At 69.0% G+C, this 23721-nt stretch carries 30 protein-coding genes; 22 read left to right on the top strand and 8 right to left on the bottom strand.

Annotation, left to right across the window (positions count from 1 at the left end; all coding sequences use genetic code 11):
- The first annotated feature begins 26 nt into the window (after nucleotides 1-26).
- The 5 genes from AU187_RS09520 (at nucleotide 27) to AU187_RS09500 (ending at nucleotide 4601) form a co-directional block, all read left to right on the top strand.
- Nucleotides 27-1322, top strand: a complete 1296-nt coding sequence (locus AU187_RS09520) for an adenosylmethionine--8-amino-7-oxononanoate transaminase (protein ID WP_172800205.1) — start codon at nucleotides 27-29, stop codon at nucleotides 1320-1322.
- 167 nt (nucleotides 1323-1489) lie between these two features.
- Nucleotides 1490-2638 (top strand): 8-amino-7-oxononanoate synthase, encoded by a 1149-nt coding sequence (locus AU187_RS09515; RefSeq protein WP_059100052.1) that lies wholly within the window; start codon nucleotides 1490-1492, stop codon nucleotides 2636-2638.
- Nucleotides 2635-3300, top strand: a complete 666-nt coding sequence (gene bioD / locus AU187_RS09510) for a dethiobiotin synthase (RefSeq protein WP_059100053.1) — start codon at nucleotides 2635-2637, stop codon at nucleotides 3298-3300. The genes AU187_RS09515 and bioD overlap by 4 nt, the downstream gene beginning before the upstream one ends.
- Nucleotides 3301-3303: 3 nt before the next feature.
- Complete coding sequence (locus AU187_RS09505) at nucleotides 3304-3813, top strand: 2'-5' RNA ligase family protein (protein WP_059100054.1); 510 nt, start codon at nucleotides 3304-3306, stop codon at nucleotides 3811-3813.
- Complete coding sequence (locus AU187_RS09500) at nucleotides 3810-4601, top strand: methyltransferase domain-containing protein (RefSeq protein ID WP_059166657.1); 792 nt, start codon at nucleotides 3810-3812, stop codon at nucleotides 4599-4601. Before AU187_RS09505 ends, AU187_RS09500 begins: the two co-directional genes overlap by 4 nt.
- Here AU187_RS09500 and AU187_RS09495 read toward each other — a convergent pair.
- A complete protein-coding gene (locus AU187_RS09495) occupies nucleotides 4527-5120 on the bottom strand; it encodes a TetR family transcriptional regulator (protein ID WP_059100056.1) in 594 nt (197 codons plus the stop codon). The two genes, AU187_RS09500 and AU187_RS09495, sit on opposite strands and share 75 nt — an antisense overlap.
- 96 nt (nucleotides 5121-5216) lie before the next feature.
- Here AU187_RS09495 and bioB point away from each other — a divergent pair, with 96 nt between their 5' ends.
- Genes bioB through AU187_RS09480 form a run of 3 tightly spaced genes read left to right on the top strand, consistent with a single transcriptional unit; the run spans nucleotide 5217 to nucleotide 7058 of the window.
- The gene (gene bioB, locus AU187_RS09490; RefSeq protein ID WP_059100057.1) at nucleotides 5217-6212 is read left to right on the top strand and encodes a biotin synthase BioB; all 996 of its coding nucleotides are present in this window, start codon (nucleotides 5217-5219) and stop codon (nucleotides 6210-6212) included.
- Nucleotides 6213-6228: 16 nt separating this feature from the next.
- On the top strand, nucleotides 6229-6420 hold the full coding sequence (bsaP, locus tag AU187_RS09485) for a biotin synthase auxiliary protein BsaP (protein ID WP_059100058.1): 192 nt from the start codon (nucleotides 6229-6231) through the stop codon (nucleotides 6418-6420).
- Nucleotides 6417-7058, top strand: a complete 642-nt coding sequence (locus AU187_RS09480) for a DUF2567 domain-containing protein (protein ID WP_059100059.1) — start codon at nucleotides 6417-6419, stop codon at nucleotides 7056-7058. The genes bsaP and AU187_RS09480 overlap by 4 nt, the downstream gene beginning before the upstream one ends.
- On the opposite strand, the gene AU187_RS09475 is transcribed toward AU187_RS09480, so the two are convergent.
- Nucleotides 7015-8352 (bottom strand): lipase family protein, encoded by a 1338-nt coding sequence (locus AU187_RS09475; RefSeq protein ID WP_059100060.1) that lies wholly within the window; start codon nucleotides 8350-8352, stop codon nucleotides 7015-7017. The two genes, AU187_RS09480 and AU187_RS09475, sit on opposite strands and share 44 nt — an antisense overlap.
- 42 nt (nucleotides 8353-8394) lie before the next feature.
- A complete protein-coding gene (locus AU187_RS09470) occupies nucleotides 8395-9087 on the bottom strand; it encodes an NUDIX hydrolase (protein ID WP_059100061.1) in 693 nt (230 codons plus the stop codon).
- Between the two features lie 47 nt (nucleotides 9088-9134).
- Here AU187_RS09470 and nadA point away from each other — a divergent pair, with 47 nt between their 5' ends.
- From nadA to AU187_RS09450, 4 genes are read left to right on the top strand one after another with little or no spacing between them, the layout of a single operon-like run.
- Nucleotides 9135-10178, top strand: coding sequence for a quinolinate synthase NadA (gene nadA / locus AU187_RS09465; protein WP_059100062.1), 1044 nt, complete (start codon nucleotides 9135-9137; stop codon nucleotides 10176-10178).
- Nucleotides 10175-11740 (top strand): L-aspartate oxidase, encoded by a 1566-nt coding sequence (locus AU187_RS09460; RefSeq protein WP_059100063.1) that lies wholly within the window; start codon nucleotides 10175-10177, stop codon nucleotides 11738-11740. Before nadA ends, AU187_RS09460 begins: the two co-directional genes overlap by 4 nt.
- A complete protein-coding gene (nadC, locus tag AU187_RS09455) occupies nucleotides 11740-12606 on the top strand; it encodes a carboxylating nicotinate-nucleotide diphosphorylase (protein ID WP_059100183.1) in 867 nt (288 codons plus the stop codon). The genes AU187_RS09460 and nadC overlap by 1 nt, the downstream gene beginning before the upstream one ends.
- A 20-nt stretch (nucleotides 12607-12626) precedes the next feature.
- On the top strand, nucleotides 12627-13106 hold the full coding sequence (locus tag AU187_RS09450; protein WP_059100064.1) for a hypothetical protein: 480 nt from the start codon (nucleotides 12627-12629) through the stop codon (nucleotides 13104-13106).
- On the opposite strand, the gene AU187_RS09445 is transcribed toward AU187_RS09450, so the two are convergent.
- Nucleotides 13107-13673 carry a TetR/AcrR family transcriptional regulator gene (locus AU187_RS09445; protein ID WP_059100065.1) on the bottom strand — a complete coding sequence of 189 codons (567 nt, stop codon included), beginning with the start codon at nucleotides 13671-13673 and terminating at the stop codon, nucleotides 13107-13109. It abuts the gene before it with no gap.
- A 32-nt stretch (nucleotides 13674-13705) separates the two neighbouring features.
- Nucleotides 13706-14116, bottom strand: coding sequence for a nitroreductase family deazaflavin-dependent oxidoreductase (locus AU187_RS09440; RefSeq protein ID WP_059100066.1), 411 nt, complete (start codon nucleotides 14114-14116; stop codon nucleotides 13706-13708).
- 48 nt (nucleotides 14117-14164) lie between these two features.
- Between AU187_RS09440 and hisD the strand changes: the two genes are divergently transcribed.
- Genes hisD through AU187_RS09395 form a run of 9 tightly spaced genes read left to right on the top strand, consistent with a single transcriptional unit; the run spans nucleotide 14165 to nucleotide 21533 of the window.
- Nucleotides 14165-15508, top strand: a complete 1344-nt coding sequence (gene hisD, locus AU187_RS09435) for a histidinol dehydrogenase (protein ID WP_059100067.1) — start codon at nucleotides 14165-14167, stop codon at nucleotides 15506-15508.
- 11 nt (nucleotides 15509-15519) lie between these two features.
- On the top strand, nucleotides 15520-16647 hold the full coding sequence (locus AU187_RS09430; protein ID WP_059100184.1) for a histidinol-phosphate transaminase: 1128 nt from the start codon (nucleotides 15520-15522) through the stop codon (nucleotides 16645-16647).
- On the top strand, nucleotides 16644-17270 hold the full coding sequence (hisB, locus tag AU187_RS09425; RefSeq protein ID WP_059100068.1) for an imidazoleglycerol-phosphate dehydratase HisB: 627 nt from the start codon (nucleotides 16644-16646) through the stop codon (nucleotides 17268-17270). The genes AU187_RS09430 and hisB overlap by 4 nt, the downstream gene beginning before the upstream one ends.
- 5 nt (nucleotides 17271-17275) lie before the next feature.
- Entirely contained in the window at nucleotides 17276-17896 is a 621-nt protein-coding gene (gene hisH, locus AU187_RS09420; protein WP_059100185.1) for an imidazole glycerol phosphate synthase subunit HisH, read from the top strand.
- A 5-nt stretch (nucleotides 17897-17901) separates the two neighbouring features.
- Nucleotides 17902-18654, top strand: a complete 753-nt coding sequence (gene priA, locus AU187_RS09415; RefSeq protein WP_082683717.1) for a bifunctional 1-(5-phosphoribosyl)-5-((5-phosphoribosylamino)methylideneamino)imidazole-4-carboxamide isomerase/phosphoribosylanthranilate isomerase PriA — start codon at nucleotides 17902-17904, stop codon at nucleotides 18652-18654.
- Nucleotides 18655-19470, top strand: a complete 816-nt coding sequence (locus AU187_RS09410; RefSeq protein ID WP_059100069.1) for an inositol monophosphatase family protein — start codon at nucleotides 18655-18657, stop codon at nucleotides 19468-19470.
- Nucleotides 19470-20252, top strand: coding sequence for an imidazole glycerol phosphate synthase subunit HisF (gene hisF / locus AU187_RS09405; protein WP_059100070.1), 783 nt, complete (start codon nucleotides 19470-19472; stop codon nucleotides 20250-20252). Before AU187_RS09410 ends, hisF begins: the two co-directional genes overlap by 1 nt.
- Before the next feature lie 28 nt (nucleotides 20253-20280).
- Nucleotides 20281-20625 carry a phosphoribosyl-AMP cyclohydrolase gene (gene hisI / locus AU187_RS09400; protein WP_059100071.1) on the top strand — a complete coding sequence of 115 codons (345 nt, stop codon included), beginning with the start codon at nucleotides 20281-20283 and terminating at the stop codon, nucleotides 20623-20625.
- A complete protein-coding gene (locus tag AU187_RS09395) occupies nucleotides 20622-21533 on the top strand; it encodes an alpha/beta fold hydrolase (protein WP_156425377.1) in 912 nt (303 codons plus the stop codon). Before hisI ends, AU187_RS09395 begins: the two co-directional genes overlap by 4 nt.
- 22 nt (nucleotides 21534-21555) lie before the next feature.
- Here the strand turns inward: AU187_RS09395 and AU187_RS09390 are convergent, their stop codons facing one another.
- Nucleotides 21556-21738, bottom strand: a complete 183-nt coding sequence (locus AU187_RS09390) for an LLM class flavin-dependent oxidoreductase (protein WP_059100072.1) — start codon at nucleotides 21736-21738, stop codon at nucleotides 21556-21558.
- Between the two features lie 104 nt (nucleotides 21739-21842).
- Between AU187_RS09390 and AU187_RS09385 the strand changes: the two genes are divergently transcribed.
- Entirely contained in the window at nucleotides 21843-22454 is a 612-nt protein-coding gene (locus tag AU187_RS09385) for a dienelactone hydrolase family protein (protein ID WP_059100073.1), read from the top strand.
- Here the strand turns inward: AU187_RS09385 and AU187_RS09380 are convergent.
- Nucleotides 22451-23251 (bottom strand): ABC transporter ATP-binding protein, encoded by an 801-nt coding sequence (locus AU187_RS09380; RefSeq protein ID WP_059100074.1) that lies wholly within the window; start codon nucleotides 23249-23251, stop codon nucleotides 22451-22453. The genes AU187_RS09385 and AU187_RS09380 overlap by 4 nt on opposite strands.
- Nucleotides 23248-23712: a peroxiredoxin gene (locus tag AU187_RS09375; protein ID WP_059100075.1), complete on the bottom strand. Its 465-nt coding sequence runs from the start codon at nucleotides 23710-23712 to the stop codon at nucleotides 23248-23250. Before AU187_RS09375 ends, AU187_RS09380 begins: the two co-directional genes overlap by 4 nt.
- Between the last annotated feature and the right edge of the window lie 9 nt (nucleotides 23713-23721).

Genomic DNA, 23721 nt, shown 5'->3' with positions numbered 1-23721 from the left:
CGGATAATCTACCGAAGGTGCCAGCCATGACGCCCGCCGAGATCAGCGCGGTCGACGCCGCCCACGTCTGGCATCCCTACAGCACGATCGGCGCCGGAGCGCTGGCTCCGGTGGTCGCGGTGGGTGCTCGCGGGGCATGGCTGACACTGCACCACGACGGTCGCGAGCTGCAGGTTCTCGACGCGATGGCGTCGTGGTGGACCGCTATACACGGGCACGGTCATCCGGTGCTCGACGCGGCGATCACGAGTCAAGTCGAAACCATGAATCACGTCATGTTCGGCGGGTTGACGCACGAACCGGCCGCGCGGCTCGCGCAGTTGCTCGTCGAGATCACCCCCGAGGGGCTGGACACCGTGTTCTTCAGCGATTCGGGCTCGGTCTCGGTGGAAGTGGCCGTCAAGATGGCGCTGCAGTACTGGCGCAGCCTGGGCCGGGGCGCCAAGCACCGGCTGATGACGTGGCGCGGCGGCTACCACGGCGACACGTTCACCCCGATGAGCGTGTGCGACCCGGACGGCGGGATGCACGAGCTGTGGGCCGGCGAAAACTCAGTGCTGGCCCGCCAGGTGTTCGCGCCGCCGGTGCCGCGCGACTACGACGCCGCCTACGTTTCGGTGTTCGAGAGCCAGCTGGCCGATCACGCCGACGAACTGGCCGCGGTGATCGTCGAGCCGGTGGTGCAGGGCGCGGGCGGGATGCGGTTCCACGACCCGCGGTATCTCGCCGATCTGCGGGACATCTGCTCCCGCCACGAGGTGCTGCTGATCTTCGACGAGATCGCGACCGGTTTCGGCCGCACGGGCGAACTCTTCGCCGCCGACCACGCAGCCGTCAGCCCGGACATCATGTGTGTCGGCAAGGCGCTCACCGGCGGCTATATCACGCTGGCCGCGACCCTGTGCTCGCGCGAGATCGCGAACACCATCAGCACCCACGAGCCCGGCGCGCTGATGCACGGGCCGACGTTCATGGCCAACGCGCTGGCGTGCGCGGTCGGTGTGGCCTCGGTCGAGGTGCTGCTCGGGCAGGACTGGCGGTCGTCGGTGCGGGGCATCTCGCAAGGTCTGCATGATGGGCTGTCGGCCGCCGCGACGCTGCCGGGTGTGGCCGACGTGCGGGTGCTCGGCGCGATCGGGGTGATCGAGATGGAGCGGCCGGTGGACCTGGCGGTGGCCACGCCCGCGGCGCTCGAGCACGGCATCTGGCTGCGGCCGTTCCGCAATCTCGTCTACGCGATGCCGCCGTATATCTGCACACCCGACGAGATCGGCCAGATCAGCTCAGGCATGGTCGCGGTCGCTCGGGCCTTGACGGGTTGATCGCATGGCGGACGTGCGCGAGGGCTCATTCTGGTACGGATTCTGGGCCGAAAACCGTACGAGATTGAGCGCTCGCGGGTCTATGACGCACAGACGAGCCGCGAAATTGTGCCGTCACGCGTCGGTCCCTTAACCTGAACACCGTTCAAGTCAAGAGGAGGGCGGGTGTGACGCGCGCAGGTCTTTCGCCGTTGGCGTGGCTCGACGACGTCGAACAGCAGCGGCGTACGGCGGGTCTGCGCCGGTTCCTGCGTGCCCGCCCACCCGTCGGCGCAGAACTCGACCTAGCGTCCAACGACTACCTGGGCCTGTCGCAACACCCCGCAGTCATTTCCGGCGGTGTCGACGCACTGCGCACCTGGGGTGCAGGGTCGACGGGAAGTCGGCTGGTCACCGGCAACACCGAACTTCACGAGGGGTTCGAGCTGGCGTTGGCGGACTTCGTCGGCGCCGAGTCGGCGCTGGTGTTCTCGTCGGGCTACACCGCGAACCTGGGCGCGGTGGTGGCGCTGTCGGGCCCCGGCTCGCTGCTGGTGTCGGACGCGCTCACCCACGCCTCACTGGTCGACGCGTGCCGGCTGTCGCGGAGCCGCGTCGCGGTCACCCCGCACCGCGACGTCGCGGCGGTGGAGGCGGCGCTGGCCGGCCGGGATGAGGAGCGCGCCGTCGTGCTGACGGATTCGGTGTTCTCCGCCGACGGCGACATGGCCCCGCTGCGCGCGCTGCACGACGTTTGCCGACGGCACGGCGCGCTGCTGCTCGTCGACGAGGCGCACGGTCTCGGCGTGCGGGGCACCGGCGGCCGCGGCCTGCTGCACGAACTGGGTCTGGCCGGCGCGCCCGACATCGTGATGACCACGACCCTGTCCAAGGCGCTGGGCAGCCAGGGCGGCGTGGTGCTGGGTCCGGGCGCCGTGCGCGACCATTTGATCGACGCGGCACGGCCGTTCATCTTCGACACCGGCCTGGCGCCCGCCGCGGTCGGAGCGGCGTGGGCGGCGTTGGACGTGCTGATCGCCGAGCCATGGCGCGCACAGGCCGTGTTGGACCATGCCGCCGAGCTGGCCTCGATCTGCTCGGTGCCCGAGCGGCCGGAGTCGGCCGTCGTCTCGGTGATCCTCGGTGAGCCGGAGGTGGCGTTCGGCGCGGCGGTCGCCTGCCTGGAGCGTGGTGTACGGGTCGGGTGCTTCCGGCCGCCGACCGTGCCACCGGGCACGTCGAGGCTGCGGCTGACCGCTCGGGCATCGCTGACCGACGACGAAATGTGCGTGGCGAGTGAGGTTCTCGGCAACGTGCTGACGACCGCGCGCCGGTGAGCGTGCTCGTCGTCACCGGCACCGACACCGGCGTCGGTAAAACGATCGCCACCGCTGCGCTGGCCTGCTGTGCGCGGCTGGCCGGCATCGACGTCACGGTGTGCAAGCCGGTGCAAACGGGAAGTCCGCGCGATGACGATCTCGCCGACGTCGGCCGGTTGTCGGGTGTCTCAGACCTGCGCGGTGGGTGGCGCTATCCGGAACCGCTGGCGCCGCGAGCCGCCGCCGATCGCGCGGGACTCGCGTTACCCGCGCGCGCCGAACTGGTGGCGTCGGTGCGGTCGGTGAACGCGCCGCTGACGTTGGTCGAGGGTGCCGGCGGGCTGCTCGTCGAGATCGGCGAGGAAGTGACGCTGCGCGACCTAGCCGTCGAGCTGGCCGCGCCGGTGCTGGTCGTCGTCCATGCGGGCCTGGGCACGCTCAACCACACCGCCTTGACGCTGGAAGCGCTTGACGCGCAGGGGCTTTCGTGCGCCGGCCTGGTGATCGGTTCATGGCCGTCGGATCCGGGTGTGGCCGAGCAAGGCAACCGCGACGCGTTGGCCGGATTGGCGCCGGTGCGCGCCGTGTTGCCCGCAGGTGCGGGGACTATGACGGCCGCGGAGTTCGCGGCGATGAGCGCGTCGGCGTTCGACCCCGACTGGATCGCAAGCCTGGTGTAGCCAATGGTGCATTCCGTGGAGCTGATCTTCGATCCGGACACCGAGGCGGCGATCCGTCGCATCTGGGACGAGCTGCGGGAGAACGGTATTCCGAGTCAGGCGCCGGCGAGTCGCCCGCACGTCACGTTGACCGTTGCGCAGCGGATCGGCGCCGAGGTGGACGGATTGCTTTCATCGGTGACGGATCGGTTCCCGATGCCGTGCCGGATCGGCGCACCGCTGTTCTTCGGCCGCGCCAAGGCCGTGCTCGCGCGCCTCGTGGTACCGACGGTTGCGCTGCTGGAGGTTCATGCGGAGGTGCACAAACTCTGTCTGCCGCACATGCATCCCGAACCGATGGCCAACGCTGCGCCGGACGGCTGGACGCCACACATGACCTTGGCGCGCCGGGTGGCGCCGGCGCAGATGGGCCGGGCGGTGCGGATCGCGGGAAAGCCCGCCGAGATCAAGGGCTCCATCGTCGGGTTGCGCCGCTGGGACGGCGATACGAAGCAGGAGCATGCGATCGCGTGACGTTCGAGGAGCTTGTCGCCGAAGCCGCGGCGGCGCCGGTGTCCGGCTGGGATTTCTCCTGGCTCGACGGACGGGCGACCGAACAACGGCCGTCGTGGGGATATCAGCGCCTGATGAGTCGTCGGCTGGCCAAGTCGAACGCTGCGCTCGACATCCAGACCGGCGGCGGCGAGCTGATCGCCGAGGCGGCCGTCCTGCCGCGGACCATGGCCGCCACCGAGTCATGGCCGCCGAATGTCGCCAGAGCGACCAGGCTGCTTCATCCGCATGGCGTGGTGGTCGTGGCGACGCGCGACGAGCCGCCGCTGCCGTTCGCCTCCGACTCGTTCGATCTGGTGACGAGTCGACATCCAGCCACCGTGTGGTGGACGGAGATCGCTCGTGTGCTGGTGCCCGCAGGCACCTATTTCGCGCAGCACGTCGGTCCCGCGAGCGCGTTCGAACTCATCGAGTACTTCCTCGGCCCCCAACCGGACGCGGCGAAGAAACGTCATCCCGATGTCGAAGCCGCCGAAGCGGCGGCCGCGGGTCTGCAGGTTGTCGACCTCCGGACGGAGCGGCTCCGGATGGAGTTCTTCGATATCGGGGCGGTCGTGTACTTCCTGCGCAAGGTGATCTGGATGGTGCCGGACTTCACCGTCGAGCGGTACCGCGACCGGCTCCGCGAACTCCATCGGCAGATCGAGCACGACGGTCCCTTTGTCGCGCACTCCTCACGGACGCTCATCGAGGCGCGCAAGCGTCCCACTCGGGACAACCTCGGCGACGCGAATGCCGTTGAGGAGTAACGCGACACCGAAGCCGAACCGGGCGGTCGCGTCGTCGGTCAGCGCCGACTGCGCGTCGGGCAACTCGGCCCCTGCGGCGTCCCACTGCAGGCGGGACTGCTCGTCGACGGTGAACCCCAACACGTAGTAGACGACGGTGCGGGCGGCCAACTCGGCGTGCTCCCGATCGACGCCGGCGTCGACCGCTGCCTCGGTCAGACGTGCCACGACGCGCGCCATCGCCGCGGACTGTCCGGCGGCGAAGCTGGCCGACACCAACTCGGCGCCGTCGGTGTGCGACAACAGCGCATCCCTGAGCCGATTGCACACGTCGACGATTCCCGTCGCGGACGGCACACCGTCCAAGATGCGGTCGGCGACCGCTCCCAGCAATTCCTGCTTGTTGGCGAAATGCCAGTACAGCGCGCCGGGAGAGACGTCGAGCTCGCGCGCCAGCCGTCGCATGGTCAGATCGGCGAGCCCGTAACTGTCCAGCAGAGCGGTCGCCGCGTCCACCACGTCGCGTTTGTGAAGCTGCACGCCGATACCCTAACCTGAACACCGTTCAATTGTCGGCACCGCCGACGTGTTCAATTGTCGGCACCGCCGACGTGTTCAAGGCGAGAGGACGACTAGGTGAGCGACATTCTGGCGGTGGCCCGCGAGCAGGTGCTCGAACGCGGCGAAGGTCTCGACCAGGATCAGACGCTGCAGGTGCTGCAGTTGCCGGATGACCGCCTCGACGACCTGCTGGAACTCGCACACGACGTCCGGATGAAGTGGTGTGGACCCGACGTCGAGGTCGAGGGCATCATCAGCCTCAAGACCGGCGGCTGCCCCGAGGACTGTCACTTCTGTTCACAGTCAGGGCTTTTCACGTCTCCGGTGCGCAGCGCCTGGCTGGACGTGCCGAGCCTGGTGGAGGCCGCCAAGCAGACCGCGAAGACCGGCGCCACCGAGTTCTGCATCGTCGCCGCCGTACGCGGACCCGACGAGCGACTGCTGTCCCAGGTGGCCGCCGGGATCGAGGCGATCCGCAACGAGGTCGACATCCAGATCGCCTGCTCGCTCGGCATGCTGACCCAAGAACAGGTCGAGCGACTCTCGAACATGGGCGTGCACCGCTACAACCACAACCTCGAGACCGCACGGTCGTTCTTCACCAACGTCGTCACCACCCACACGTGGGAGGAGCGCTGGGACACCCTGCGGATGGTCCGCGAGGCCGGTATGGAGGTGTGCTGCGGCGGCATCCTCGGCATGGGCGAGACGCTGGAGCAACGCGCGGAGTTCGCCGCCAACCTCGCCGAACTCGACCCGCACGAGGTGCCGCTGAACTTCCTCAATCCGCGGCCCGGCACCCCGTTCGGCGACCTGGAGGTCCTGCCCGCGGCCGATGCGCTCAGGGCCGTGGCCGCGTTCCGGCTGGCGCTGCCGCGCACGATGCTGCGCTTCGCGGGCGGGCGGGAGATCACCCTGGGCGACCTCGGCGCCAAGAAGGGCATCCTCGGCGGGATCAACGCGGTGATCGTCGGCAACTACCTGACCACGCTCGGGCGACCGGCCGAGGCGGACCTCGAACTGCTCGACGATCTGCAGATGCCGATCAAGGCGCTCAACGCCACTCTCTGAGCCAGTCTGTAAACCCATGCCGTTCAACGTCTACACCGGCGAACCGGACGGCACCGCTGTGCCCACCGCCGCCAGCATGGGCCTGGAACCGCCCCGGTTCTGCGCCGAGTGCGGTCGGCGGATGATCGTCCAGGTGCGGCCCGACGGCTGGTCCGCCAACTGCTCCCGCCACGGCCTTACCGACTCGAAGGATCTGGAACAACGATGAACGATGTTGCCGCCCCGCGTATTTCGCGCGTCCGCGCGGCACTGACCGTAATGGCGGCGCTGGCGGTGGCCGGCGCACTGATCGGGGCGCTGTGGTCGTGGCTGGCGCCGCCGATCCACGGCGTGGTGGCGCTGACGCGCGGCGGCGATCGCATCCGCGCCTACCTGGGCAACGAGGCTGACCACTTTTTCGTCGCGGCATTCCTGCTCGTCGGCATGCTCTGCGTCGTGGCCGTCGTCGCCGCGGTGCTGGTGTGGCAGTGGCGGGCGCACCGCGGGCCGGTGACGCTGGCGGCCCTGGCGACCGGCTGCATGCTGGCCGCGGGAACGGCCGCCGGCCTGGGCGCGCTGCTGGTGCACCTGCGATACGGGACGATCGACGTGGCCGCCGCGCCGGTGACACCCGAACACCGCGTGCACTACGTCGTCGAGGCGCCGCCGGTGTTCTTCGGGCACACCCCGATACAGGCGGCGTTGACGATCCTGTTCCCCGCCGCGGCCGCCGCACTCGTCTACGCGTTGACCGCGGTCTCCACGGCGCGCGACGATCTGGGCGCCTGGCCGCCGGTCGAGGTGCCGGCGTTCGTCCCGCCGGTCACAGCGGAGAGCGCTCCACCTTCCGGCCCGTCATCACCTTGACCGCTATCTTGACCAGCCGCGTCATTCCGACGTAGGTCATCGGGTTCAGCAGCGTCGGCCAGGTCGTGCGGACCAGATGCTCGGACACCGGCTTGCCGTCGAACCGGTCGATCAGCCAGCGCAGCGCCATCGGCGCCGACATCGGATGCAGCAGTATGTGTTCGCTGAACAGGTCGCGGTGGTAGGTGACCGACGCGCCGCCGGAGCGGTAGATCTCGCTGAGCTCGTCGATGTCGTCGACGGAGACGATCTTGTCGTGGACGGCTTGCACCATCAGCACGGGCGGGGTCGGCACCGCGGTGCCCAGCTTGATGCTGTCGAAGATGTGTTTGACCTCGGGCATATCGAGGATCTCGTTGAGCGGCCGGTCGACGAGCTTGCCCATGTCCATCCCGGCGAACCGGAACACCGCATGCGCGGTCGTCATGTTCTCGATCCGCAGCAGCATGGCCTTGCCCGCTTCGGTCGCGTGTTCCTGGATCACGCGGTCCAGTTCGGGATAGACGTGGGTCAAGGCCGCAACCACCATGGCGGGCAGCCCCGAGTACAAACTGCCGTTGAGCCGGCGGTAGGCACTGCCGAGGTCGGCGACGGGGGAGCCGAGCACCGCCCCGACGATGTTGAGTTCGGGCGCGTACTGGTTGTGCATCTCGGCGGCCCAAGCCGAGGCCAGACCGCCGCCGGAATACCCCCAGAGCCCGATCGGTGCGGATTCGTCCAGTCCGAGGCGCTCGCAGCTGACGGCCGCGCGCAGGCCGTCGAGGATGCGGTAGCCGGGCTCGCACGGGGTGCCCCACGAACCGAGCGGCCCCTCGTGGTCGGGCACCGAGACCGCCCAGCCCTCGGCGAGCGCAGCGGCGATCAGGAGGAACTCGAACTGTGCGAGCGCACCGGGGGCGACCGCCTTGCGGCGAAGCGCGTAGGACGGGAAGCAGCGCGAGGTCACCGCGTCGATCGCGCACTGGTAGGAGATGACCGGGACCACGTCGCGGTTGGTGCGCTCGGTCGGCACGATCACCGTGGTGACGGTGGCTTCCGGGGCTCCGTTCATGTCGGTAGTGCGGTAGAGCAGCTGCGTGGCGGTGAACTTCTGCGGGACGAGCCCGAGAAAGGCCAGCTCGACGTCACGGCTGCGCAGGATGGTGCCCGGTTCGGCGTGCTGGAAACCGCTGGGTGGTTCGTAGAACGGGTCGTCGGCGGGCAGCTGCGGGCGCGCGCCGCGGGACAGGTCCTCGTGGGGTACGTACCCGATCCACTCGGCACCCGATGCCGGCGCGGCATTGCCCAGAGACATTCGGCCATTCTTGCTTAAGAGAGCGTTAAGAATCCAGTCGACTCACCCGGGCGGACGCAGTGCGGCGAATTCGTCGGTCACCCGGTAGCGCGCCTCGGTGAACCGGTACAACGCCGCCGGGCGGCCCCCGCTGCGGCCGGACCGCGCGGTGGTGCCCGTGCGAGTGATGACGTTTCGGCGTTCGAGCACGCGTTGCAGGTTTGTCGCGTCGACGTGGTGGCCGAGCGCGGCACTGTAGATGTCTCTCAATGCCGACAGCGCGAATTCCGTTGGCGCCAACGCAAATCCGATATTGGTGTAAGAGAGCTTGGCGACAAGCCTGGTGCGGGCGTGCTCGACCATGGTGCCGTGGTCGAACGCCATCGGCGGCAGGTCGCTCACCGGATGCCAACGGGTGTCCGGCGGCAGCTCCGGGGTCGCGGGGGAGGGCACCAGTCCCAGAAACGTCGACGCGATCGTCCGAACCCCGGGGACCCGCTTCGGATCGGAGAAGATCGCGAGCTGTTCGAGGTGAGCAAGCTCACGAAGGTCCACCTTCTCGGCCAGCTGTCGGCGCACGGAGCTGGTCAGATCCTCGTCGGCGCCGAGTCGTCCGCCGGGCAGCGACCACCGCCCGCGCTGCGGGTCGAGTGCCCGCTGCCACAACAGCACGTGAAGTGCGGGTTTGCCGTTGGCGGCGTCCCGAACCTGGAACACGGCGGCGAGCACCTCATGCGCGGTGCTAATATGATCCATGTTTTCGATTGTAAGTCGAAAACTCGATTCTGACGAAGGAGGCGGCCATGACGGTTCTCGACCGGATGCCCGCAGACCATCTGTCGAGCCGGATCGTCGATGGTCCGACCGGCTTTTCCGGCGTCGACGGCGATGAGGAGTGGGCCGCCGAGGTGCGCCGCCTCGCCGACCTGCGTGGCGCGACGCTGTTGGCGCACAACTACCAGTTGCCGGCAATCCAGGACGTCGCCGATCACGTCGGTGACTCGCTGGCGCTGTCGCGAATCGCGGCCGACGTGCCCGAGGACACCATCGTGTTCTGCGGCGTGCACTTCATGGCCGAGACGGCCAAGATCCTGTCCCCGGACAAAACCGTGTTGATCCCGGACCAGCGGGCCGGCTGCTCTCTCGCCGACTCCATCACCGCCGACGAACTGCGGGCGTGGAAGGCCGAGCATCCCGGAGCCGTCGTGGTCTCCTACGTGAACACCACCGCGGCGGTGAAGGCCGAGACCGACATCTGCTGCACCTCGTCGAACGCCGTCGAGGTGGTGGCGTCCATCCCCGAGGACCGCGAGGTGTTGTTCTGCCCGGACCAGTTCCTCGGCGCGCACGTCCGGCGCGTCACCGGCCGCAAGAACCTGCACGTGTGGGCGGGCGAATGCCACGTGCACGCCGGTATCAACGGCGACGAGCTGGCCGACCAGGCCCGTACCCACCCCGACGCCGAACTGTTCGTTCATCCTGAATGCGGTTGCGCCACATCGGCGTTGTACCTCGCCGGCGAGGGCGCGTTCCCCGAGGACCGGGTCAAGATCCTGTCCACCGGCGGGATGCTCGACGCCGCGCGCGAGACCGGGGCGCGACAGGTGCTGGTGGCCACCGAGGTCGGCATGCTGCATCAATTACGCCGCGCCGCACCGGGTGTCGACTTCATGGCGGTCAACGACCGTGCCTCGTGCAAGTTCATGAAGATGATCACCCCCGCCGCGCTGCTGCGGTGTCTGGTTGAGGGCAGGGACGAGGTCGACGTCGACCCCGAGACCGCACGCCTGGCCCGCGCCAGCGTGCAGCGCATGATCGCGATCGGTCAGCCCGGCGGCGGAGAATGACGCGCCCCCTCGCCTGCGGTTCGGGACGGTGGGCCGGTCAATGGCAGCAGCGGGCCGATGTCGTGGTGATCGGTACCGGTGTGGCGGGCCTGGTCGCCGCGCTCGCAGCGCACCGCCGCGGTCGAAAAGTGATGGTCCTCAGCAAGACCGGTGACACCGCAACCTTCTACGCTCAGGGCGGGATCGCCGTGGTGCTGCCGGACAGCCTGCGGGAGGACGGTGACTCGATCGAGGCGCACGTGGCCGACACGCTGGCCGCCGGCGCGGGGCTGTGTGATCCCGATGCGGTGCGCTCGATCGTGGCCGACGGGTATCGCGCGGTCCTCGACCTGGTGGCCGACGGGGCGAGCTTCGACGAGGCGGCGCCGGGGTCCTGGGCGCTGACCCGCGAGGGCGGCCATTCGCGGCGCCGGATCATCCACGCCGGCGGCGACGCAACCGGCGCGGAGGTGCAGCGAGCGCTCAACATCGCGGCCGCCACATTGGACATCCGCCACAATCACGTCGCGGTCGAGATACTGCACGAGGCCGGAGCCGTCACCGGGGTGCAGGTGCTCAACGAGGACGGTCTCGGGGTGGTGCACGCGCCGTCGGTGATTCTCGCGACCGGGGGACTGGGCCATCTCTACTCGGCCACCACGAACCCTGACGGGTCGACGGGAGACGGTGTCGCGCTGGCGATGTGGGCCGGACTGCCGGTCAGCGACATCGAGTTCATCCAGTTCCACCCGACCATGTTGTTCGACGGTCACAACGCCGGCAGGCGGCCGCTGATCACCGAGGCCGTCCGCGGTGAGGGCGCGATACTCGTTGACTCACAGGGCCGTTCGGTCACCGACGGTGTCCATCCGATGGGCGACCTGGCGCCGCGGGATGTCGTCGCCGCGGCGATCCACGCCCGTATCGAGGAGACCGGCGCGCCGTGTGTGTTCCTCGACGCCCGCCGGATCGAGGATTTCGCGAAGCGGTTCCCGACGGTGACCGCGGCATGCGCAGCGGCGGGCATCGATCCCTCCGTCGAGGCGATTCCGGTGCTGCCGGGTGCGCACTACAGCTGCGGCGGCGTCGTCACCGACGTGCACGGACGTACCGACATCGCGGGCCTGTTCGCCGCGGGCGAGGTGGCGTGCACGGGGGTGCACGGCGCGAACCGGTTGGCGTCCAACAGCCTGCTCGAAGGGCTCGTCGTCGGTGGCCGGGCCGGAAAGGCCGCGGCGGCATACGCTTTGGCCGCCGGACCGGTGACGGCACGGCCACCGGAGCCGACCGTGCGGCGAGCCCTTCCGCGGGCCGTTCTGCAGCGAGCGATGACCAGGAACGCCGGCGTGGTGCGCGACGGCGACGGCCTGCTCGCCCTGGCCGCGGAACTGGACGCCGCACCACCGCGGGTGCTCGGCTCACGCGCCGACTTCGAGGACGTGGCGTTGACGACTGCTGCGGGAGCGGTCGCCGCTGCCGCGCTTGCCCGCACCGAAACCCGCGGCTGCCACCACCGGCGCGACTACCCCGGCACCGATCCCGCGTTGTCGCGCAACCTCGTCGAGGCCGGGGCGTGCTGCTGATGGAGCTGACCGCCGACGAGCTCGCAGAGGCTCGCAGGGTGATCGCGCGCGGTCTGGAAGAGGATCTGCGCTACGGACCGGACGTCACCACGCTCGCCACGGTGCCACCGGACGCGCGGACAACGGCGTCGATGGTGGCCCGCGAGGCCGGGGTGATCGCCGGCGTGGACATCGCGCTGCTGGCCCTCGACGAGGTGCTCGGCCCCGACGGTTACCTGATCAAGCATCGCGTCGACGACGGTGCCCGGCTCGAACCGGGCGGTGCCGTGCTGACCGTCGAGGCGCCCACACAGGGACTGCTGACGGCCGAGCGCACGACTCTGAACCTGGTCTGTCACCTCTCGGGTATCGCGACAACGACCGCGGCGTGGGTGGAGGCGGTTTCCGGGACAGAGACGAAGATTCGCGACACCCGCAAGACGTTGCCGGGCCTGCGGGCGCTGCAGAAGTACGCGGTGCGCGTCGGCGGCGGCGTCAACCACCGGATGGGACTGGGCGACGCGGCGCTGATCAAGGACAACCACGTCGCGGCCGCCGGTTCGGTGGTGGCGGCGCTGCGCGCGGTGCGTGCCGCCGCGCCGGACATCGACTGCGAAGTCGAGGTGGACTCACTCGAGCAACTCGACGAAGTACTGGCCGAAAACCTGGGGCCCGGGTCGCTCGTGCTGCTGGACAACTTCCCCGTGTGGCAGACGCAGATCGCGGTGCAGCGCCGCGACTCCCGGTCGCCGGGGACGAAGTTGGAATCGTCGGGTGGGCTCTCCCTCGACAGCGCGGCCGAGTACGCGGGCACCGGTGTCGACTACCTGGCGGTCGGAGCGCTCACCCACTCGGTGCGGGTGCTCGATATCGGGCTCGACCTGTAGCGACCACTACCATCGTTCGCGTGGATGAGGATTCGTCGCGCCGTCTCGTTTTGCTGACCGTCGTCAGCCTGGTCATCGCCGTCGCTGCCTTGGCCGTCGCAGGGTGGACGCTGTACACGACGAACCGCTCCGAGGAATACGACGCCGCCCAGATCGCCGACGCCAAGGCCACGGTGTGCGGGGCGGCGGACATCGTCCGAAAAGGCGTTTCACTCAACACGAACCTGCGACCCGAAGGTGGGTCGCAGGACGTCACCGGCGCCCAGGCGGTCGCCGCCAATGCGCGAATCTCGCTGTACGACGGCGGTCAGTACCTGTTGCAGCGGCTCGCCCCCGCCACCCCGCCGGAGCTCGCCGAGAAGGTTCGCCAGTTCGCGAACAACCTGATGGACATCGGCGCCCACGCCACCGCGGGCGTGCCAAACGACGATCCGGCGCAAGCGAAGCGGCTGGCCGACGCCGACGCCGAGAACAAAGCCATCACCGCGCTCTGCAAGTAGCTATCGCTTCAGCAAGGTTCGGGCCGCGGCTTTGGCGGCGTCGAGCGGGGCCGCGTCACCCGCGACCCGGGCGATAATCAACGCGCCCTCGATGAGCGCGATCAGGGCCAGCGCGGTGCGCTCGGCGTCGGGGGGTGGCCATCCGTCGGCGCGCAGCCGGTCCGCGACGGCCGCGCGCCAGCCGGCGAACACCGTGGCCGACGCTTCGCGGACGCGCGCGCTGGCGTTGACCGATTCGGTGGCGATCGGCTCGATGGGACATCCGTCGCGCTGGTCGCAGGTCAGCCCCGCGGCCATCTGATCGATCCAGCCGTCGATGAGATCCGGCACCGGAACATCCGCGTCGAGCAGTGCGCGGAGTTGTTCTTCGACCTCGGCGCCGACCCGCTGGACCACCGCAGCCGCCAACTGCTGCTTGCCCTCCGGAAAGTGGTGATACAGCGACCCCGGCTTGACGTCGGCGACCTCGAGAATCTGGTTGACCCCGGTCGCCGCGTAGCCCTGCCTGCGGAACAGCAGGGCCGCGCCGTCGATCAGCGCGGTTCGGCTGCGGTCCGGGCGAGGCACCCCACGAGAATAGTAGAAAGGTCGCTCAAGAATTAGGCGACATGCGCGACGAAGAACGCCGCCCGGCCGAGCTGCAACCGAGCCATCCTGGGCAGCCCCTCGGCGCTGCCACCCGCGGGGATGATCCTGGGATTGACGAGATGCAGGTCGCGGCGCCCCATCCTCAGCTCCGCTTCGCCCGCGGCCAGCACGTTCTTCACCCAATTCGTTTTCCCGTGTGCCAGCGCGATAGCGACGAGATTGTCCTTGCGGTATGCCGTGACGATGGTCTCGTACGGCTTTCCGGACGTGCGGCCGCGGTGCTTGATCGTCGACAACCCCGGCGTGAACCGGGAGAACGGCCTGATCATCCGGTTCAAGTACTTGACCTGGAAGTTCTCGAACCAGGGTGGGAAGAGCATGGGCACCCCGGGCGCGTTGTTGGGGTGCTCTTTCCTTGACACAGAAGCTTTCATGGCGCCTCCATAACCGATTTGGTCTGCTCTGGGAGAATGGACAGCGTGAATCTATCGCCGGGGCCGATCGCCCGCATCGACTTGCGCGGCGCGCCGCTGTCCGCCGCGCGGTTGCGGGCCGCTCTGCCACGCGGCGGGGTCGACGTGGACGCGGTGGTTCCCCGGGTGCGCCCGATCGTCGACGCGGTCGCCGCGCGCGGCGCGCACGCGGCGCTGAAATACACCGAAACGTTCGACGGGGTGCGCCCTGCGCAGGTCCGTGTGCCCCCCGATCGTCTCGCCGCCGCGCTGACGGCCCTGGGCGCCGACGTCCGTGCCGCGTTGGAGGTCGCGATCGAGCGGGCCCGCGCCGTGCACGCCGACCAGCGCCGCCGCGACAGCACGACGACGCTGGCGCCCGGAGCGACGGTCACCGAGCGCTGGGTACCGGTAGAGCGGGTCGGGCTGTACGTGCCGGGCGGTAACGCGGTCTACCCGTCGAGCGTGGTGATGAACGTGGTGCCCGCCCAGACCGCGGGAGTGGACTCGCTGGTGATCGCCAGCCCGCCGCAGGCCGACTTCGGCGGGCTGCCTCACCCGACGATCCTTGCCGCCGCAGCGCTACTGGGCGTCGACGAGGTGTGGGCGGTCGGCGGGGCGCAGTCCGTCGCGCTGCTGGCGTACGGCGGCACCGACACCGACGGCGCCGAGCTCGCGCCTGTCGACATGATCACCGGGCCGGGCAACATCTACGTGACCGCCGCGAAGCGGATCTGCCGGTCGCAGGTGGGCATCGACGCCGAGGCGGGCCCGACCGAGATCGCGATCCTGGCCGACCACACCGCCGACCCCGTCCATGTCGCGGCCGACCTGATCAGCCAGGCCGAACACGACGAGATGGCCGCCAGCGTGTTGGTCACGCCGAGCGTCGAGTTGGCCGACGCGACCGACCGTGAGCTCGCCAAACAGCTGCAGAGCACGGTGCACCGCGAGCGGGTGAGCGCGGCGCTGAGCGGAAAACAGTCGGCGACGGTGCTCGTCGACGACCTCGAGGCGGGCATTCGCACGGTCAACGCCTACGCCGCCGAACATCTCGAGATCCAAACCGTCGATGCGCGCGAAGTCGCCGGTCAGATCCGCTCGGCGGGCGCGATTTTCGTGGGCCCGTACGCGCCGGTCAGCCTCGGCGACTACTGCGCGGGATCCAACCACGTGCTGCCGACCGCCGGCTGTGCCCGGCACTCGAGCGGGTTGTCGGTGCAGACGTTCCTACGCGGTATCCACGTCGTCGACTACGACGAGGCCGCGCTCAAAGACGTGTCCGGCTACGTGATCACACTGGCCGAGGCCGAGAACCTGCCCGCCCACGGCGAAGCGGTGCGGCGGAGGTTCGAACGGTGACGCCCACTGACTTGCCCGGTGCCGGTGTGACGCTCGACGATCTTCCGTTGCGTGCGGACTTGCGCGGCAAATCGCCTTACGGTGCACCGCAATTGGACGTCCCGGTGCGGCTGAACACAAACGAGAACCCGCACCCGCCGACGCAGGCGCTCATCGACGACGTGACGGCGTCGGTCGCTGCGGTCGCCGGCGACCTGCACCGCTACCCGGACCGCGACGCGGTGGCGCTGCGCACCGACCTGGCGACCTACCTGTCGGCGCAGACCCGAACCCGTATTGGTGTCGAAAATGTCTGGGCGGCAAACGGTTCCAATGAAATACTGCAGCAACTCCTGCAGGCCTTCGGCGGGCCCGGCCGCAGCGCGATCGGGTTCGTGCCCTCCTACTCGATGCACCCGATCATCGCCGACGGCACCCAGACCGCATGGCTGGTGGCCAACCGGGCCGACGACTTCGGCATCGACATCGACGTCGCCGTCGCGGCCGTCACCGAGCGCAGCCCCGACATCGTGTTCGTCGCAAGCCCGAACAACCCGTCGGGACAGAGCGTTCCGCTCGACGAGCTACGTCGGCTGCTCGACGCCATGCGCAGCGGCATCCTCATCGTCGACGAGGCGTATGGCGAGTTCTCGTCGCAGCCAAGCGCGGTGCACCTGATCGAGCAGTACCCGACCAAGCTCGTCGTCACCCGCACGATGAGCAAGGCGTTCGCATTCGCCGGCGGCCGGCTGGGTTATCTGATCGCCGCGCCCGCGGTGGTCGAGGCGATGCTACTGGTCCGGTTGCCATACCACCTGTCGTCGGTGACCCAGGCCGCCGCGCGTGCCGCGCTGCGCCATGCCGATGACACGCTCGGCAGCGTCGCCACCCTCATCGCCGAACGTAACCGCGTCTCAGCGGAGTTGTCGGACATGGGGTTTCGGGTGATCGACAGCGACGCCAACTTCGTGCTGTTCGGCGAATTCGCCGATGCGCCCGCCACGTGGCGGCGCTACCTCGAGGCGGGCATCCTGATCCGCGACGTCGGTATCCCCGGTTATCTGCGCGCCACCACCGGTTTGGCCGAAGAGAACGACGCGCTGCTGGCCGCCAGCGCTCACCTGGCCGCGACAGAACTGACCCCTGTAGGAGCATCGTGACTCAACCCCAACCCGCACAGCGTCGCTCGAAAATCGAACGCAAGACCAAGGAGTCCGACATCGTCGTCGAACTCGACCTCGACGGCACCGGCCGGGTGCACGTCGACACCGGTGTGCCGTTCTTCGACCACATGCTCACCGCGCTGGGCAGTCACGCGAGCTTCGACCTGACGGTGCGCGCCAAGGGTGACATCGAGATCGAGGGCCACCACACGATCGAGGACACCGCGATCGTGCTGGGGCAGGCGTTGGGGCAGGCGCTGGGCGACAAGAAGGGCATCCGCCGGTTCGGCGACGCGTGGATCCCGATGGACGAGACGCTCGCGCACGCCGCGGTCGACGTGTCGGGCCGGCCGTACTGCGTGCACAGCGGCGAACCGGATCACATGCTGCGCTTCACGATCGCCGGCTCACAGGCGCCGTACCACACCGTCGTCAACCGGCACGTGTTCGAGTCGCTGGCGATGAACGCGCGCATCGCCCTGCACGTGCGCACCCTCTACGGTCGCGACCCGCACCACATCACCGAAGCTCAGTACAAGGCCGTCGCCCGCGCACTGCGACAGGCCGTCGAGTACGACCCGCGGGTCAGCGGCGTGCCGTCGACGAAAGGCACGCTGTGACGGGGATTTCGCCGAAAGTCGTCATCCTGGACTACGGCTCGGGGAACCTGCGGTCGGCCCAACGCGCGCTGGAGCGAGTCGGCGCCGACGTCACCGTGACCGACGATGCCGATGCCGCGATGAACGCCGACGGCCTCGTGGTCCCCGGGGTCGGCGCGTTCGAGGCGTGCATGGCGGGTCTGCGCAAGATCGACGGGCCGAAGCTGATCGCCGACCGGGTGGCCGCGGGCCGTCCCGTGCTCGGCGTCTGCGTCGGCATGCAGATTCTGTTCGCCCGCGGCGTGGAATTCGGTGTGGAGACCACCGGTTGCGGTCAGTGGCCGGGCGCCGTGGTGCGACTCGATGCGCCGGTGATCCCGCACATGGGCTGGAATGTCGTCGACACGCCCCAAGGCAGCACGCTGTTCGCCGGAATGGACCCGGACACGCGGTTCTACTTCGTGCATTCGTATGCCGCCCAGCAGTGGGAGGGCGACCCGGCGGCGAAGCTGACGTGGGCGACCCACCATGTGCCGTTCCTGGCCGCGGTCGAGGACGGGCCGCTGTCGGCGACGCAGTTCCACCCGGAGAAGAGTGGCGACGCGGGTGCCGCGTTGCTCGCCAACTGGGTGAAGGCATTAGGTTGACCGACGTGCCGGAGCGATTGATTCTTCTTCCCGCCGTCGACGTGGTCGAAGGCCGCGCTGTGCGTCTGGTGCAAGGCCGGGCCGGCAGCGAGACCGAGTACGGCTCGGCGCTGGAGGCGGCGCTGACCTGGCAGCGCGACGGCGCGGAGTGGATCCACCTCGTCGACCTCGACGCCGCGTTCGGCCGGGGCAGCAACCGCGAGCTGCTCGCCGAGGTGGTCGGCAAATTGGACGTGGCCGTCGAGTTGTCCGGCGGAATCCGCGATGACGACTCGCTGTCGGCGGCGCTGGCGACCGGCTGCGCCCGGGTGAACCTCGGCACCGCGGCGCTGGAGAACCCCGAGTGGTGCGCCAGGGCGATCGCCGAGCACGGCGAGAAGGTGGCGGTCGGGCTGGACGTGAAGATCGACCCCTCCATGCCTGGCGGCGGATTCCGACTCCGCGGCCGCGGCTGGGAGACAGACGGAGGCGACCTGTGGGAGGTGCTGGAACGGCTTGACCGGGAAGGCTGTTCGCGTTTCGTCGTCACCGACGTCACCAAGGACGGCACCCTCAACGGGCCGAACCTCGAACTGCTCTCGAAGGTGAGCGAACGTACGAACGCACCGGTGATCGCGTCCGGCGGGGTGTCGAGCCTCGACGACCTGCGGGCGATCGCCACGCTGACCGACCGCGGTGTCGAGGGCGCGATCGTCGGAAAAGCGTTGTACGCCGGTCGATTCACGCTGCCGGAAGCGTTGGCCGCGGTGGAGCGGTAGATGGCGCTGAACGTGGCCGATCTCGACGCATTGGTCGCCGAGGCCGCGCAGATCCTCGAAGACGCCGCCAAACCGTTCATCGAGGGGCACCGCGCCGATTCGGCCGTGCAGAAGAAGGGCAACGACTTCGCCACCGAGGTGGACCTCGCGATCGAACGCCAGGTGGTCGAGGCACTCACCAGCCGCACCGGAATCGAGGTACACGGTGAGGAGTTCGGCGGCGCGGACCTGAATTCGCCGCTGGTGTGGGTGCTCGACCCGATCGACGGCACATTCAATTATGCCGCGGGCTCGCCGATGGCCGCGATACTGCTCGGCCTGTTGCGCGACGGGGAACCGGTCGCCGGATTGACGTGGGTGCCGTTCACCGGTGAGCGGTTCACCGGGGTCGTCGGTGGACCGTTGCGCAGCAACGGTGTCGAGCAATCCGCCTTGAAACCCGCGGACCTGTCGGACTCGGTCGTCGGGGTCAGCACGTTCAACGTCGACTCCCGCGGCAGGGTGCCCGGGCGCTACCGACTGGCGGTCATCGAGAGCCTGAGCCGCAAATGCTCGCGGATGCGCATGCACGGTGCCACGGGCATCGACCTCGCTTACACGGCGGCTGGAATTCTCGGCGGGGCAATCAGTTTCGGTGGCCACGTGTGGGACCACGCCGCGGGTGTGGCGTTGATCCGCGCAGCCGGTGGAGTCGTGACCGACCTCGCCGGCGCCGACTGGACCGTGAACTCGCCATCGGTGCTCGCCGGCGTGCCCGGCGTGCACGGCCAGCTGCTGGATCTGCTGCGCGCGGTCGGCGATCCCGGGGACTTCTGATGGACGCGAAGGACCTGGCTGTACGGATCATCCCGTGCCTGGACGTCGACGACGGCCGGGTGGTCAAGGGCGTCAACTTCGAAAACCTCCGCGACGCAGGCGATCCGGTGGAGTTGGCGGCGGCCTACGACGCTGAGGGTGCCGACGAACTGACGTTCCTCGATGTCACCGCGTCCTCCTCGGGGCGAGCCACCATGCTGGAGGTCGTGAAGCGGACCGCCGAGCAGGTGTTCATCCCGCTGACGGTCGGCGGCGGGGTGCGCTCGGTCGCCGATGTCGACGTGCTGCTGCGCGCGGGTGCGGACAAAGTCGCCGTCAACACCGCGGCGATCGCCCGACCCGAACTGCTCGCCGAGTTGGCGCGCCAATTCGGATCCCAGTGCATCGTGCTGTCGGTCGACGCCCGCACCGTGCCGCAGGATCAGGAGCCGACACCGTCGGGGTGGGAGGTCACCACACACGGCGGGCGGCGTGGCACCGGAATCGACGCCGTCGAGTGGGCCACCCGCGGAGCCGAACTCGGTGTCGGCGAGATCCTGCTGAACTCCATGGACTTCGACGGCACCAAGGCGGGTTTCGATCTGCCGATGATCGAGGCGGTGCGCGGGGCCGTCAACGTCCCGGTGATCGCCAGCGGAGGCGCCGGTGCGCCCGAACATTTCGCGCCCGCCGTCGTCGCCGGAGCGGATGCCGTGCTGGCCGCCAGCGTGTTCCACTTCCGCGAGCTCACCATCGGCCAGGTGAAGGCGGCGATGGCCGCGGAAGGGATCGTGGTGCGGTGATGAGCGCTCGCACGAGGAACGGACGGCCATGACTCTCGACGCCGACATCGCTTCGCGGCTCAAACGCGACGCCAACGGATTGATCACCGCGGTCGTGCAGGAGCGGGACACCGGACAGGTCCTGATGGTGGCGTGGATGGACGACATCGCGTTGGCCCGCACGCTGGAAACACGTCGGGCGACCTACTATTCGCGGTCGCGCCAACAGCATTGGGTGAAAGGCGAAACGTCGGGACACACCCAGTACGTGCACTCGGTGCGGCTGGACTGCGACGGCGACACCGTGCTGCTGGAGGTGGACCAGGTCGGCGCGGCCTGCCACACCGGCGAGCACTCCTGCTTCGACGCCGACCTGCTGCTGGGGGCGGAGTGACCGAAGTAGATCGGGCGGTCCCCGTCGAGATCGAGGGGTCGGGAATCGAGCCGCCCGTCGACCCGCGGGTGCGTCGAGCGTTCTGGTGGCTGGAGCGCTTCGCCCCCGGTATCGGGTCACGGTGGGCGGTCGAGCTGTGGTGCACGCCGCCGGTCATGGAGTCGAACCTGAAAATGCCGCCCGGCGTCGCGCTGGGCGAGCCACTGGAAGCGTTTTGGGACGGCCATCGGGTCGTGGGGGAATCGTGGGGTGAGGGCCCGCCGGTGTATCTCGTGCACGGCTGGGGCGGGCGGCGCCCACACCTGGGCATGTTCATCAAACCGCTCGTCGATTCCGGTCATCGGGTGATCGCGTTCGACCTGCCCAGCCACAACGAGTCCGACGCGGGGGCGCTCAAACCCGGTCGCACGACGGCCATCGAGTGCGCGAAAGCGGTCGAGGCGATGATCCGCGAACACGGCGCGGCACGCGCTGTCGTCGCCCATTCGCTCGGCGCGAACGCAACCACGTTCGCGATCGCTTACGGCGCGAAAGTCGAGCGGCTGGTCTATTTCGCGCCGATGGGCGAATTCCCGCTCTATCTGGATTTTTTCGCCAAGCGTCACGGCTTCGGCCCGCGCATCCGTGCCGGCCTGCACCGGCGGCTGGAACGCCGCATCGAGATGGCGCTGTACGAGACCAACATGACCGTCGTCGGTGCCCGCACGGGTTATCCGCCATTGTTGGTCATCCATGATCCCGACGACCCGGACACGCCCTACGAGACGAGTGAGCGGGTCGTCGAGTCATGGCCGGGCGCGAGATTGATGACCACCAAAGGCCTGGGCCGGTTGGCGCATTACCGGATTCTGCGGCACCGCCCCGCGATTCGCGCAGGTGTCGACTTCATCGGGCCCGCAGCGCCTTAGCTGCAGGCAGCAGCGAGCGCCTTCAGCTCGCGGACGCCGTCGCCATCTCGGATCGTTCGGTCGGAATCAACACCGCGGTACCCAGGCCGACACGTGACGTCCGCCGTGCGGCCAGCGTCAGGTGGACGAACGGGTCCTCCCACAACGGCGCGAAGTCGAAGATCCACACTCGCGAATAGCCCAGTGTCTCGGCCAGCACCGCCAAGTCGCAGAAATCCGGACTCGGTGGTAGCCCGCAGGAAAGCTCGACCGTCTTGGCTGCACAGTAGGCGATGTTTGGTGGGCACCGTCGGGTGTCAATCCCCAGGTATGGCCGAGTTGCTCGGCGACCTCGAAGTGCCCGCGAACGCCGCCGGACTCGTCGTGTTTGCGCACGGGACCGGGAGTTCGCGGTTCAGTCCGCGCAACCGGTTGGTTGCACAGGTGCTGCGGGACAAGGGGTTCGCCACGCTGCTGATCGACCTGCTGACCGAGGAGGAAGAGCAGACCGATTTGCGCACCGGCGAACTCCGGTTCGACGTCGGTCTGCTCGCCGACCGGGTGCTGTCGGCTCTCGACCGCATGCGCGCGCACGACGCGGTGCGGGGCCTGCCGGTAGGGCTGTTCGGCGCGAGCACCGGTGCCGCGGCCGCGATCATCGCCGCGGCGGGCGACGAATCGGTGCGTGCGGTCGTGTCCCGGGGCGGCCGCCCAGATCTGGCCGGCGACGCGCTGCGCGATGTGACGGCGCCGACACTGATGCTCGTCGGTGAGCGCGACACCAGGATCATGGCGGCCAATGAGCAGGCCAGTCGCGAACTGGCCGGCCCGCACCGCATCGTCGTGATTCCGGGCGCCACACACCTGTTCGAGGAGCCGGGGGCGCTGGAGCGCGTGGCCGCCCTTGCCGGCGACTGGTTCGCCGAACACCTGACGTCTTAGACGTCGATGATCCGAGTGGCCTTGGCGCGGGCGCCCCACCGGCCGTCGTGGTAGGTGACCGTCACCGGATGCGCGAATGCCTCGGTGACGTTGTCGGTGGTCACCGTCTGGCGGGCCGGACCGCTGGCCACGGTGCGGCCCTCGGCGATGAGCAGCGCATGCGTCGTCGTGGTGGGCAGTTCCTCGAGGTGGTGGGTCACCAGGATCGACGCCACCTCGGGGTGGGTGTCGTCGAGCGAATCCATTGTCTCGAGCAGTTGTTCGCGCGCGGCGACGTCGAGTCCGGTGCTGGGCTCGTCGAGCAACAGCAGCCGAGGATCCGAAATCAGTGCCCGCGCAATCAGAGTCCTGCCCCGCTCGCCCTGCGAAAGCGTCGGCCATACGGCGTCGGCCTTGTGCGACAGGCCCACCGCCGTCAGCATCGCGTCGGCGCGGTCGCGCTCCTCGTCAGTGGGGGTCCACCGCATCGGCAGGTCGATCGTCGCGGTGATACCGGTCAGCACTACCTCGCGGACTGTGAGGGAATACTGCAGCCGGTGGCGGGGATTCACGTGGCCGATGGAATGCCGCAGTTGCGCGAGGTCGACGCGGCCCATCTGCCGCCCGAGGATCCGCACGGTGCCGGTCGTCGGGAATTGCACTGCGGCGCAGAACCCCAGCAGCGTGCTCTTGCCTGCGCCGTTGGGACCCAGCAACGCCCAGTGCTCGCCGGCATTCACGGTCAGCGAGATACCGTCGATGATCTGCTTACCCTCGCGACGGAACGTCACATCGGCAAGCTCCAGAACCGGGGTCACGCCGACTGTCGTTGCCGCAACACGTCGAGGGCCTTGTCGGCGTGGCTGTCCATGCTGATCTCCGAGGCGATCACGGCCAGCACGGTGCGGTCGGTGTCGATGACGAAGGTGGTCCGCTTCACCGGCATGAACCTGCCCAACAGGCCTCGCTTGACCCCGAACTGCGTCGCGACGGCGCCGTCGGCGTCGGACAGCAGCGGATAGTCGAACCGCTCCTTGTCGGCGAACTTCGCCTGCTTGTCGACTGCGTCGGTGCTGATGCCGACCCGGCTCGCCCCGACCGCGGCGAATTCCGCCGCGAGATCGCGGAAGTGACACGCCTCCTTGGTGCAACCCGGCGTCATCGCGGCGGGGTAGAAGAACAGCACGATCGGCCCGTCGGCGAGCAACTCCGTGAGGCTTCGCAGCGTGCCCGTCTGGTCCTGCAGTTCGAACTCGGCAACTCGGTCACCCGTTTTCATGGGGGCCAG

The organism is Mycobacterium sp. IS-1556, assembly GCF_001499985.1.
GTDB lineage: Bacteria > Actinomycetota > Actinomycetes > Mycobacteriales > Mycobacteriaceae > Mycobacterium.
This window is presented reverse-complemented; position numbering and strand designations above follow the sequence as displayed.